The sequence below is a fragment of the Bacillus cereus genome (genome assembly GCF_025917685.1).
GTDB classification, from domain to species: Bacteria; Bacillota; Bacilli; order Bacillales; family Bacillaceae_G; genus Bacillus_A; species Bacillus_A cereus_AT.
In genome coordinates, this window is record NZ_CP089518.1 from 880,918 (window position 1) to 893,048 (window position 12,131).

Sequence of the window (12,131 nt, forward strand, 5' to 3'; positions counted from 1 at the left end):
AGGAGACTGTTCCGATTTGGAACAGTCTCTTTTTTATCCCGCTATTTGCCGGGCTGATTAAAGTTTCACTTTATATTGTCAGTTTTTGTCGGTAAGTCGATATATTCGAAAAATCGCTGATATAAATTGAGTTGCGGTCGATATATTTTAAAAATCGCTGATATATTTCAAGTTGCGTCGATATATCTTAAAAATCGCTGATATATTTCAAGTTGCGGTCAATATATTTTAAAAATCGTCAATATAATTTCATTTACCGTCAAGTGGCACTGTTTGTAAAACTATGTCGATAATAATCAGAAAAATTAGTTAAATTATTAGAGGACAATGTCTACTTATAGACGAAATGATAGATTTATGAAAGAGAAAAGGGGGAAATTGTTGGCATGTACATGACGATAGGGAGAATTTTTGATTTAGCAGTTGGCAAGTATCCGAATAAAGAGGCGTTAGTAGAACCAGAAAAAAATATTCGCTGGACATATAAACAGTGGGATGAGCAAATAAATAAAACAGCGCAAGCTCTATTGAAAGAAGGAGTACGAAAAGGAGACTCTGTATCTGTTTACTTATATAACTGTCGTGAATTTGTAAACGTTTACTTAGCCTGTGCCAAAATTGGGGCGATCTTTAACCCGATCAATTTCCGCTTAAAAGCAAAAGAATTATCGTATATCCTCCAAGATGCAGCCTCGAAATTAGTTGTCTTTGAAAAAGCAGTCGAATCAACTGTTGCTATGATTGAACGAGATTTTCCAAATACGTCTTTTTGGTATGTAGAAGACGATACACCTTCCTATGCGAGTTCTTACCATGAAAAAGTAAATGAAGCATCAGCTGAAAAAGTAGATATTGTAGTAGATGAGATGGATTATTGTTCTATGCTTTATACGAGTGGTACGACTGGTCATCCGAAAGGTGTACTACATCGCCATCGTGATATGGCTGAGCATAGTATGATTTGTACGTACTTCATAAAATATAACAGGGATAGCGCCGGACTTGTGGTAGCGCCTTTATATCATTGCGGCGAGTTAAATGCTGGGATCATACCGCGCATTCAAGTTGGCGGAAAAAATGTTATTTTACATCATTTTGATACGGATCGAGTGCTACATACAATTCAAGAAGAGAAGATTACGACGTTTTTTGCAGCACCAACGATGTGGAATATGTTACTGCAAAAAGATCTATCCGAGTATGATTTAACTTCGATGAAAATCGGTGTATATGGCGGGGCCGCGATGGCTCCAGCACTAGTGAAGGAATGTAAAGAGCGTCTTTATATTGATCTTGTCCAAATTTACGGAATGACAGAAATGGGACCGGTTGTTGCGTTTCTCGTAGAGGAGGATCAAATTACGAAAGCTGGTTCAGCAGGAACACCGTGCTTTAGCCATGAAATTAGAATTGTTAAACCGAACGAAGATGCACCAGCAGAGCCAGACGATGTATTGCCTCCTTATGAAGTAGGGGAAATTATTTTGCGCGGCCCGACTATGATGGCTGGATATCATAATCGAGAAGAAGCAAATGCAAAATCGATGTATAAAGGGTGGTATCATTCTGGTGATTTAGGCTACTTCGATAAAGACGGCTATTTATTCGTCGCAGACCGCGTTGATGATATGGTAATTAGCGGTGGTGTAAATATTTATCCTCGTGAAATTGAAGATTTCCTTCATAGTCACCCTGGTGTATTAGATGTTGCAGTACTTGGTGAGCCAGATGAATTATGGGGAGAGCGTGTCGTTGCGGTCGTTGTAAAGAAAGATGAAAATATTTCAGAAGCTGATTTAGAAACGTATTGTAAAGAAAGTGATGAATTAGCAGATTATAAACGTCCGCGTCATTACTTATTTGTAGATGAACTTCCTCGTAATGCGAGCGGAAAATTACAAAAATTTGTGCTAAGAGAGTCGTTAAAAAGCGCGAAGAAATAAGGTGTAGAGCAGTTGTCTATACAAATAAGGCTATCTTTCTTAATAAGGAAAGGTAGCCTTATTATTGTGAAATTATTAAAAATGAGGAGATAACAGTCTAAAAAAAATTGTATGCACCTCTATTTATAATTACTTCCTATTATTATAGTAGGATATATTTTATTATTTCCTGTTTTAATTTTAATACTATATGATCCTTGTTAAAAAGGTTATTTTTGAAGTGATGAGAAATATTAAAATAGTAAATGTGGGTGTGTAATTTCAGAATATGTTCGTGCTTTGGTACTAGTGGAATAAAATTATTAAGGAGAATGGTGATGGATAATGTTTGAAAGAGAAAAAAATCAGTCGTCAGATGACCGTATGACTAAAGTGGTCATTTAGTAATTTTTGGTTACTACTGGTATAGTAACAAATTAAAGTGCAAATGAACAGTCTTGTAATGCATTTTTATTAGTACTAATATTTATTGTTGGCTGCCAGAAAAAGAGAACAATATGGTTAATGAATCGTGTTGTTTACTGATTTGTTTTGCATGATTAAAGATAGTTTGATGCTGCAAATATTCTTTAATTGTAACCTTTTTCAAGGTGGTTTAGGGTGAAAAGGATTTTGTAATATAAAAATGTGATGATTGAAATTGGAGGCGTTATGAGTACATATTTAAAAAGAATATCTGTAATTTGTTTTATTGTTACCGTTATTATTGGACAAGTTTTTACACCTATCATCGGACATGCTCAAGAATTAAACACAGCAGGATTTGTTGATAGTTTTGCAATCGAAAAAACAACATTAAATTATGGGGAACAGACTAGCATACGTGTAAACTTTAGTGAAAAACCTGGAAAAAAGATGAAGTCCGGGGATACATTAACGTTAGCACTTCCTCCAGAATTAAAGGGTTTTAGTGGCACAATTGCATTAAAGGATGATTCAGGACGTGTTTTTGGTGCGTGTCAGATTAATGGAAATAATGTGGTTTGTACATTTAATGATACAGTAGATAAGCTTGAAAATATTAGAGGGAACTTTAATTTCACTGTTCAAGCTACGAATGTAGAAGCAGGAAAAACGAAAGATGTCCAAACGAATTTAGGAACAAATTTAGAAAAACAAACGGTTAGCATTACCCACTCGAAAGGAGGAGGTACAGAACCGGGGATCTTTTTCTATAAATCTGGTGATATTCAGCCAGACAAAAGTAATGAAGTACGTTGGTTTTTAAATATAAATTTAAAGAAACAATATTTACATGACAATATCGTTTTGAAAGATACTTTACAAGAAGGACAAATTCTTAATAAAGGTAGTTTTAATATAGCTATTAATAATAGAGAATATTTGTCTCTTGAGCAATTTCAACAGCGAGGCTATGGATATATTAAGTTTACTAGTGATAACTCATTTGAAGTTGTAGTTTATAGACATATGGGGAATGCCACTTCATTTACTGTTGCCTATACATCAACTATAACTGAGAGTGGGAAAAAGTTAGAATTTTTACAAAATGACTATAAACTTGATTATCAAATTTTATATGAGAAGCCTACTTCTGAATCTAATAGTGTAAAGGTTAAAAATATATCATTTGGTGGCGAAGCTGAAGGGGATTTACCTGCGAAGGGAACATTGCAAATTGTTAAGCATATTGAAGGAAACGAAGGGAAAATTATCCCAGGTGTTTCTTTTAAAGTGTACACAGAATCAGGTCAGCAAATCGGTGATTCCTATACAACAAATCAAGACGGAATAGTTGAAGCGCCAAACCTTGCTCCAGGTAATTACTATGTACAAGAAATTTCAGCACCGAACTATGTAGAGTTCAATCCACAAACGAAAATTCCTTTTACAATTAAGAAGGATGATGTAAATGGAATAAAACTTATGGTTCCAAATAAGTTGAAAACTACATCAGTTACAGGAACAAAAACGTGGAAAGGCGACAAAGTAAAGGATCGCCCAGAAACAATTAAAGTAGATTTACTGCAAAATGGTAAAGTTATTACAACGAAAGAAGTTACCGCAGCAAATGATTGGAAATATGAGTTTGAAAAATTACCAGCAGTTGATAATGAAGGAAAAGCTCATAAGTATGAAGTGAAAGAACAACCAGTATCAGGATATCAATCGAAAGTTAATGGATATGATATTACAAATATAAAGATACAGGAAGCAACGGAAGTAGAAGAGCAAGGTAAAGAAGAAACAATAGAAGAACTGGAAGATCCAACTAAACCGGAAATGCCAAAGGTGACAGAAGAGCCGAATAAGCAAGAAAAACCAGAGGTAACAGACAAACCGGAAATTTGGGTGAAACCAGAAGAAGAAAAGATTGAAGAAGAAACAACAGAAGAAATGGAAGAGCCAGTAAAACCGGAAACGCCAAAGGTGACAGAAGAACCGAATGTTCTTGAGAAACCAGAGGTAACAGACAAACCGGAAATCTGGGTAAAACCAGAAGAAGAACAAGTGGAAGAAGAAACAACAGAAGAGATGGAAGAGCCAGTAAAACCGGAAACGCCAAAGGTGACAGAAGAACCAAATGTGTTAGAGAAACCAGAGGTAACAGAGAAACCGGAAATCTTGGTAACACCGATCGAAGAAGAAAATAAAGAAGAAACAACAGAAGAGATGGAAGAGCCAGTAAAACCGGAAACGCCAAAGGTGACAGAAGAACCAAATGTGTTAGAGAAACCAGAGGTAACAGAGAAACCGGAAATCTTGGTAACACCGATCGAAGAAGAAAATAAAGAAGAAACAACAGAAGAGATGGAAGAGCCAGTAAAACCGGAAACGCCAAAGGTGACAGAAGAGCCGAATGTGCTAGAGAAACCAGAGGTAACGGACAAACCGGAAATCTTGGTAACACCGATCGAAGAAGAAAATAAAGAAGAAACAACAGAAGAAATGGAAGAGCCAGTAAAACCGGAAACGCCAAAGGTGACAGAAGAGCCGAATGTTCTAGAGAAACCAGAGGTAACGGACAAACCGGAAATCTTGGTAACACCGATCGAAGAAGAAAATAAAGAAGAAACAACAGAAGAAATGGAAGAGCCAGTAAAACCGGAAACGCCAAAGGTGACAGAAGAACCGAATGTTCTAGAGAAACCAGAGGTAACGGACAAACCGGAAATCTTGGTAACACCGATTGAAGAAGAAACAACAGAAGAAACAACAGAAGAAATGGAAGAGCCAGTAAAACCGGAAGGACCAAAGGTGACAGAAGAACCAAATGTTCTAGAGAAACCAGAGGTAACAGAAAAACCGCAAGTAGAGGTAACACCGATTGAAGAAGAAACAACAGAAGAAACAACAGAAGAAACAACAGAAGAAACAACAGAAGAAACAACAGAAGAGATGGAAGAGCCAGTAAAACCGGAAACGCCAAAGGTGACAGAAGAGCCGAATGTGCTAGAGAAACCAGAGGTAACGGACAAACCGGAAATCTTGGTAACACCGATTGAAGAAGAAAATAAAGAAGAAACAACAGAAGAAATGGAAGAACCAGTAAAACCGGAAACGCCAAAGGTGACAGAAGAACCGAATGTGTTAGAGAAACCAGAGGTAACAGAGAAACCGGAAATCTTGGTAACACCGATCGAAGAAGAAAATAAAGAAGAAACAACTGAAGAAATGGAAGAGCCATCGAAACCGGAAACGCCAAAGGTGACAGAAGAGCCGAATGTTCTAGAGAAGCCAGAGGTAACGGAAAAGCCGCAAGTAGAGGTAACACCGATTGAAGAAGAAACAACAGAAGAAACAACAGAAGAAATGGAAGAGCCATCGAAACCGGAAGAACCAAAGGTGACAGAAGAACCAAATGTGTTAGAGAAACCAGAGGTAACAGAAAAACCGCAAGTAGAGGTAACACCGATTGAAGAAGAAACAACAGAAGAGATGGAAGAGCCAGTAAAACCGGAAACGCCAAAGGTGACAGAAGAACCGAATGTTCTAGAGAAACCAGAGGTAACAGAAAAACCGGAGGTCTTGGTAACACCGATCGAAGAAGAAAATAAAGAAGAAACAACAGAAGAAATGGAAGAGCCATCGAAACCGGAAACGCCAAAGGTGACAGAAGAACCAAATGTGTTAGAGAAACCAGAGGTAACGGAAAAGCCGCAAGTAGAGGTAACACCGATCGAAGAAGAAAATAAAGAAGAAACAACAGAAGAAATGGAAGAGCCATCGAAACCGGAAACGCCAAAGGTGACAGAAGAGCCGAATGTTCTAGAGAAGCCAGAGGTAACGGAAAAGCCGCAAGTAGAGGTAACACCGATTGAAGAAGAAAATAAAGAAGAAACAACAGAAGAAATGGAAGAGCCATCGAAACCGGAAACGCCAAAGGTGACAGAAGAGCCGAATGTTCTAGAGAAGCCAGAGGTAACGGAAAAGCCGCAAGTAGAGGTAACACCGATTGAAGAAGAAAATAAAGAAGAAACAACAGAAGAAATGGAAGAGCCATCGAAACCGGAAACGCCAAAGGTGACAGAAGAGCCGAATGTTCTAGAGAAGCCAGAGGTAACGGAAAAGCCGCAAGTAGAGGTAACGCCGATTGAAGAAGAAACAACAGAAGAAACAACAGAAGAAATGGAAGAGCCATCGAAACCGGAAGAACCAAAGGTGACAGAAGAACCGAATGTTCTAGAGAAACCAGAGGTAACGGAAAAACCGCAAGTAGAGGTAACACCGATCGAAGAAGAAACAACAGAAGAAACAACAGAAGAAATGGAAGAGCCATCGAAACCGGAAGAACCAAAGGTGACAGAAGAACCGAATGTTCTAGAGAAACCAGAGGTAACAGAAAAACCGGAGATCTTGGTAACACCAGAGAAAGAGCATTCAGAAGTACCGAACAAACCAGAAGTACCAAACAAGCCAGAGGTAGAAGAGAAACCGGAAGTACCAAACAAGCCAGAGGTAGAAGAGAAACCGGAAGTACCAAGCAAACCAGAAGTAAAAGAGAAACCGGAAGTACAAAACAAACAAAATGTACAAAATAAATCTGAAGTACCATCTAGTAAAGAAAATAATAAGCAATCCAAATTACTTCCTCAAACAGGGGGAGCATCAACTGAATCTACTTCTATTATTGCAGGTATGTTTGCATTAATTTTGGGATCGAGATTGTTTAGACGCAAAAAAAATTAATGGTGAGAGTTAGTTCGGAAACAAAATGTATGTGAAAAAGCGGAGACTATGGGTCTCCGCTTTTTATTATTTTTGTACGCAGCTAATTTGGATAAAACGTATTGTTGAAAGATTTTAATAACATGCTCTTCGTTTTAATTCATATTTTTTACAAACGCATGCTTTATTTTTTTGCGAAATCGGGTGATTAGCGTAATGATAATAATACCGAAGAGAATTTTCCAAATGTGTTGTTCAAGTACTAGGAAAATATTGTCTAAGTTTTCCCCTAACCAGTAACCACTGATTAAGAAGAATGATACCCAAAATAGGGCGCCTGCATAAATTGTCATCGCAAAGCGGCGAAACGGTAAGTTGATAATTCCTGCAAAGTAGCCTGTGAAGTGGCGAACGCCTGGAATGAAAAAAGCGATAAAGATTAGAAAATATCCGTATTTATCAAACCACATTTTCGTTAAATTAATTTTTCGTTCTGTTAAAAATACATATTTCCCGTATTTCTGAATGAAAGGCATACCAAGTTTATTCCCTAAAAAGTATTGGAATGTCATACCTGCACTTGTCCCAATAAAGGATAAAACAATTAAAATTGGTAAACTTAAATCACCTTGATGTGATAAAAATCCTGCATAGGCTAATGTTGGCTCTCCTGGAAACGGAAGAGCAATATATTCTAATAGTAATCCGACAAGTACCACATAATACCCATATTGCTGAAATAATTCGTGAATCCATTCCATATTGTGCGCTCCTTTTTATATTGAAGTTGTTATACATCTTCCTCTCTTTCGCACTAATCGAACTGAAACAATAGTAGTAGAAGAGTTTGGCTGAAGGATCTAGGTTAGTATGATTTTTGACAACCACTCACGATCATACTTAATATAGCTCTTTGCTAAGTAGCAAAGAGCTTCGAAGTGTACACGCTACGATTAGTTAAAGTCATAGCGGTATAAAAATACGTTGAAATCTTCTTTTTTTGGCCCAAAATCAACTGCTTTTTCTTGTATACGTTGGAAGTTTTGTTTGTCATAAAATTTATAGTTACATTCATTATCCGTATATAAATATAAAGATATTACATCTTCTTTTGTCATGTATTGGAATAAATGATTTAATAAAGATTTTCCAACTCCAAGACCTCTCGATTCTTCGGATACGATGAATAATTGTATACAGCCTTGAAAATGATCTTCTTTTCCTTGAATGAGTTCTTTATATGTTTTTTGAACTTTTATAAATGCTTTTAAAAATTCTCTATTCTCTTTATTTGTTATGAATAGTTTCAGCGTGTTAAAGGTAAAGCTAATAGTATTATGGAATTTCTTTAAACGGTTTTTATCTTTTTCGGAATCGCCTAAAATAACACCGATAACTTTATTATCTTTTTCAGCTACCTTACTAAAAGAACTTCCTAAAATGCAACTGTGTAGATAGAAGTTTAATATTGAGTTTAAAAACTTTTTATCTGTAATGAATTCATTAAATCCAAATGCTTCACCAATTAAATGTTTTATAGGCTCATAGTCTTCCTTAACAAGACTTCTATATTTTACTGTGTTCATAATTCTATACTCCCTTTATCAATATAAATAACTTATTATAAATAGTAAGGTCTCCTCTTAGAGGAGAGTCAATAGTCTTGTGAGAAAAAATATGAGGGAAGAGATTCAAATGAAAAAAATATTTTCTATTGGAGAAGTTGCAAAAATAAAGGATATTACGATAAAAGCACTAAGGTACTATCATAAGATGGGGATTCTTATTCCAAAACATGTTGATGAATCAACAGGATATAGATATTATTCTATAGATCAATTCATTCATATTGATATTATAAAAAGCTGTAGAGAGTTGAACACTAGTATAGTAGAACTTCAAGAGATTTTTAAGGAATGTAATACGGATAAGTTGCTACAATTTTTACAATTAAAGAGAGCGGAAGCGGAAGAACATATAAAGAAAATGAAAGAGGTAATTGAAACGATTGATGGGTTAAATGAGAAAGTAGGGAGTTCACAGGACATATTAAAGAATGATGAAATATCTATTCAGTTCTTTGAACAGCGTTATGTAATTGTAGCGCCTTGTAAAGAAGTGGGGAGTTTACAGGAGTTACTTTATTATTCGGATTTAGAGAAACTTATTCAAGATAATGAAGAGAAAATGTCAATGGAAATGGGGATTCTATACAATGTCAATGAAAAGTGGGATGTAGAACCAAAGTATGTTTTTAATAAGGTACAAGATTATGTACATATGGAAGAGATGCCAAATATAAAAGTATTACCAGGCGGGAAATATGTAACATTAGCGTATAGTAAAGAAAATGAAGAAGAACGTCGAAATATTATAATCGAATATACAAGAGAAAATAATATAGAAGTAGAGAGTTTTATTGAAGTAGAGTTAGTTAATGATTTTTTTAATACGGAGTCTTATAGTTGTCAAATTCAAATTTTTATAGGGGATAGTGAGAATAAGAAGTTTTGATTCCATAATTTTAGGGATGGAAATGTTCCAAAAGCCTAATCCTAAATATATCGACTTAACTGCAAAATACGACAATAATAACCTGCCTATTAATAAGAGAGGCCGTCCCCAAAAAAATGGGACGGCCTCATTAGTAGTAAGAAACGTATTATTTACGTGAGAAACCTTCTTCATCAAGGTATTCCGCAGCTTCTGGATAAGAGTTGAATGTACCGTCTAAGTTTACGCCAGCGTAAACGTTCCACATATCATCCTCTTGAATAAGAGTTAGGATATGACCGTCTTCGTTCTTCCATTCTTCTTCTGCAGCAGGTTCCATCGGTGTAACAATTTCTTCTTGCTCCTGTGATAGACGTTCAATTACTTTTTCAATTACTGAACGCAATTCTTCTTCTGAAAACTCACGGATGTTAATCATGCCTTTATCATCTGTTTTATAACCTTTAATGAAGTTTGCGTATACAAACCCGTTTCCGTTTGGATGTAAATGATATACAACGTTCTTTTTATCTAAACGACTTTCTTCAAAGTGAAAGTTTACGCGTTTTAATGATACGTTCTTTCTTTCTAATTCCGGGAAAGATTCAATAATTGATAATTTTTCTTCAAAAGTTAGCATAGTGCCTCCAAGTATATAGTAAAAGATTTAATTTGTTCATTATAGCATAGTTGCAATTGTTTCCAAAGGTAAGGGGGAAACTTTTCATTGAATCCGTTTACGTCACGATACTGTAAAAAGTAAACTAACGAATGTATCCTTTTAGGTGTACAATGGAAAATGGACTTTATACAAAGGTGGTTATTCTTATGTTTCAAAAAATAGCAAAGGAATGTTTAGCAGGGTTTACTGTTGCGATTGTTGCTTTGCCGCTAGCAATTGCATTTGGTATTGCCGCAACGGGAACGTCTGAGGGAGCGCTAGTCGGGTTGTATGGTGCGATTTTTGCAGGTTTGTTTGCGGCGTTATTTGGTGGTACACCGGGGCAAGTAACGGGTCCTACTGGGCCGATTACAGTTATTGCAACAGGTGTTATTGCAACTCACGGATTAGAAGCAAGTTTTATTGCATTTATGATGGCGGGGTTATTTCAAATCTTATTTGGTGTATGTAAGCTAGGCTCTTACGTTCGTTATATTCCGTATCCTGTTGTTTCAGGGTTTATGAATGGGATTGCACTCATTATTATTTTAGGTGAAATGAAGCACGTACAAAATAGCTTTCTGCTTGTGTTATTAACGATCATTGTAATGATTGTTTCTGGAAAATGGATTAAGGCCATTCCATCAAGTTTAGTAGCATTAGTAGGTGTTACAGTAACGTTGCCGTTGTTTTCTTCTATGCTACAAGGACTTACGGTAAACTTACCAGTTGTAGGAACTCTTTCTTTAAATAAGATGATTGAAAAGATAGGTGCAATTCCAGAGGCGATGCCATCTCTTCACGTACCGACTTTAGACGCAAATGGCATGTTAGCACTTGTATTACCGGCACTTAGTATTGCTTTACTGGGATCAATTGACTCATTATTAACATCTGTCGTAATGGATAATGTGACGGGGACACGTCATAAAAGTAATAAAGAGTTAATCGGACAAGGTATTGGCAATGTTGCAAGTGGTTTGTTCGGTGGATTAGCAGGAGCAGGTGCAACTGTTAGGTCTATCGTTAATATAAGAAGCGGGGGGAAGACGGCACTTTCAGCTTGTATGCATAGCGTCATCTTATTCATTTTCATTATGGGACTGGGTTCAGTGGTACAATATATTCCGCTCGCTGTATTATCAGGTATTTTAATTTTAACCGGTATTGGAATGTTTGATTGGGAAAGTATGAAGAAGATGCATGTAGCACCAAGAGGTGATGTAGTTGTAATGCTCGTAACGATGTTTGTGACAGTGAAATTTGATTTAATGGTTGCTGTTGCGTTTGGCATTATTCTTTCTTTCATTATATACATGGTGAAGTGTAAAGAACGTAAAGCTTCTATTATAAAAGAAAAAGAAGCGACGTATACAATTCAGGGACCACTTTCATTTCTAACAGTAGATCGTATTTTTGCTTCTTTACAAGATGTGAAGTCACCAGTTATTTTACGGATGAAAGATGTACGCTATATGGATGTATCAGGGGCTATGGCATTATTAAACTTTGTTGAGCAATCGGATAAAGCAGGAGCGAGTGTAACACTTGAACATATACATCCGCATGTTGAAAAGACGATTGTGATGATGGCGAATAATGAACAAAAAGAGAAATTACAATTTTTAGGAACTAAATCTATGTAATAATAAGGACTTTCACACGGAATGCTTTGTAGAGTGTGAAAGTTTTTATTATTTTTACTGTGTTTGTTATATTTGGAATTCTTCATCAGGTAAACTAGACATTTGTTTTTCTAAATTGTTAATTTCTTGAACAAGTTGTTCATACTTTTTTAGCTTTCTCTTTTGAAAATCTCCTAACAATTTCTTTACCGCATTCAGCATGTTACAAACACTCCTCTTACTGACAATAGCTACGTTATATAGCACATATTTATCTTG

The 12,131-nt window shown here is 36.1% G+C and carries 8 protein-coding genes; 4 read left to right on the top strand and 4 right to left on the bottom strand.

Translation table 11 applies throughout. The annotated features are described in order from the left end of the window. Positions 1 to 386 precede the first annotated feature (386 nt). Positions 387 to 1,943, top strand: a complete 1,557-nt coding sequence (locus LUS72_RS04475) for a fatty acid--CoA ligase (protein WP_097831229.1) — start codon at positions 387 to 389, stop codon at positions 1,941 to 1,943. A gap of 651 nt (positions 1,944 to 2,594) precedes the next feature. Continuing rightward, complete coding sequence (locus LUS72_RS04480) at positions 2,595 to 7,094, top strand: Cna B-type domain-containing protein (RefSeq protein WP_264448619.1); 4,500 nt, start codon at positions 2,595 to 2,597, stop codon at positions 7,092 to 7,094. 134 nt (positions 7,095 to 7,228) lie between these two features. Here the strand turns inward: LUS72_RS04480 and LUS72_RS04485 are convergent, their stop codons facing one another. Next, the gene (locus LUS72_RS04485) at positions 7,229 to 7,834 is read right to left on the bottom strand and encodes a DedA family protein (protein WP_097829808.1); all 606 of its coding nucleotides are present in this window, start codon (positions 7,832 to 7,834) and stop codon (positions 7,229 to 7,231) included. Between the two features lie 192 nt (positions 7,835 to 8,026). Next, entirely contained in the window at positions 8,027 to 8,659 is a 633-nt protein-coding gene (locus LUS72_RS04490) for a GNAT family N-acetyltransferase (RefSeq protein ID WP_097829809.1), read from the bottom strand. 79 nt (positions 8,660 to 8,738) lie between these two features. Here LUS72_RS04490 and LUS72_RS04495 point away from each other — a divergent pair, with 79 nt between their 5' ends. Further along, positions 8,739 to 9,587 (top strand): MerR family transcriptional regulator, encoded by an 849-nt coding sequence (locus LUS72_RS04495; protein WP_097829810.1) that lies wholly within the window; start codon positions 8,739 to 8,741, stop codon positions 9,585 to 9,587. A 148-nt stretch (positions 9,588 to 9,735) separates the two neighbouring features. Here LUS72_RS04495 and LUS72_RS04500 read toward each other — a convergent pair whose 3' ends face one another. Then, positions 9,736 to 10,206: a hypothetical protein gene (locus tag LUS72_RS04500; protein ID WP_097829812.1), complete on the bottom strand. Its 471-nt coding sequence runs from the start codon at positions 10,204 to 10,206 to the stop codon at positions 9,736 to 9,738. Positions 10,207 to 10,394: 188 nt separating this feature from the next. On the opposite strand from LUS72_RS04500, the gene LUS72_RS04505 reads away from it, so the two are divergent. Next, positions 10,395 to 11,873 carry a SulP family inorganic anion transporter gene (locus LUS72_RS04505; RefSeq protein WP_097829813.1) on the top strand — a complete coding sequence of 493 codons (1,479 nt, stop codon included), beginning with the start codon at positions 10,395 to 10,397 and terminating at the stop codon, positions 11,871 to 11,873. Positions 11,874 to 11,939: 66 nt separating this feature from the next. Here the strand turns inward: LUS72_RS04505 and LUS72_RS04510 are convergent, their stop codons facing one another. After that, positions 11,940 to 12,074, bottom strand: coding sequence for a hypothetical protein (locus tag LUS72_RS04510; RefSeq protein WP_255290760.1), 135 nt, complete (start codon positions 12,072 to 12,074; stop codon positions 11,940 to 11,942). Positions 12,075 to 12,131 lie beyond the last annotated feature (57 nt).

Coding starts and splice junctions, on each gene's coding strand:
- LUS72_RS04475 (WP_097831229.1), top strand. CDS start 387: ATGTACATGACGATAGGGAGAATTTTTGATTTAGCAGTTGGCAAGTAT.
- LUS72_RS04480 (WP_264448619.1), top strand. CDS start 2,595: ATGAGTACATATTTAAAAAGAATATCTGTAATTTGTTTTATTGTTACC.
- LUS72_RS04485 (WP_097829808.1), bottom strand. CDS start 7,834: ATGGAATGGATTCACGAATTATTTCAGCAATATGGGTATTATGTGGTA.
- LUS72_RS04490 (WP_097829809.1), bottom strand. CDS start 8,659: ATGAACACAGTAAAATATAGAAGTCTTGTTAAGGAAGACTATGAGCCT.
- LUS72_RS04500 (WP_097829812.1), bottom strand. CDS start 10,206: ATGCTAACTTTTGAAGAAAAATTATCAATTATTGAATCTTTCCCGGAA.
- LUS72_RS04505 (WP_097829813.1), top strand. CDS start 10,395: ATGTTTCAAAAAATAGCAAAGGAATGTTTAGCAGGGTTTACTGTTGCG.
- LUS72_RS04510 (WP_255290760.1), bottom strand. CDS start 12,074: ATGCTGAATGCGGTAAAGAAATTGTTAGGAGATTTTCAAAAGAGAAAG.